Source organism: Mycolicibacterium sp. P4_G11, from assembly GCF_056555145.1.
In genome coordinates this window covers 1-416 of record NZ_JBFUJW010000031.1, presented here as the reverse complement: position 1 = coordinate 416, position 416 = coordinate 1, and the positions used below count along the sequence as shown (strand labels likewise).

Annotated in this window: 1 pseudogene; it reads right to left on the bottom strand. The window is 63.5% G+C overall.

What is annotated here, in order from left to right:
* A pseudogene (locus AC1U2B_RS28610) lies at positions 1–296 on the bottom strand (hypothetical protein); the annotation flags it as partial.
* Positions 297–416: the final 120 nt, after the last annotated feature.

The following is a 416-nucleotide window of genomic DNA, read 5'->3' as shown; positions in this document are numbered from 1 at the left end:
GCTTCGCCCCTTGTTGTCGGCGGATCAGGGACGAAACAGTCCAACTCGAAGTTGGTTTGTGGCGTCGCGCAAAGTTCGGTTAACCACTCGTCTTTCGCCCCGTAGGGGTTCGACAGGACCACGGTGGGTGCCCAGCCGGCTGCGCCGAGTTCGAGACCGAACGAATACCGGCGGGAATCGGCGCCGCCGAGGATCAATATCGCATCGGCGGGCTGCAGCGGATCGACCTGCGGTCGTACGTAGACCGGCACGCCGACGAACCCGGCTATGAGCAGCAGCAGGCAGACCGACGCCACCGCTCGCCTGACTCCAACTCCGCGTAGCGGACCAACAGCACTGAACCATCGAGCCATGAGAAGACCGGCGTTGCGCCTTGATCTCGCCATTCAAGGTCCTCCGACGGAGGTCAGTCGAGC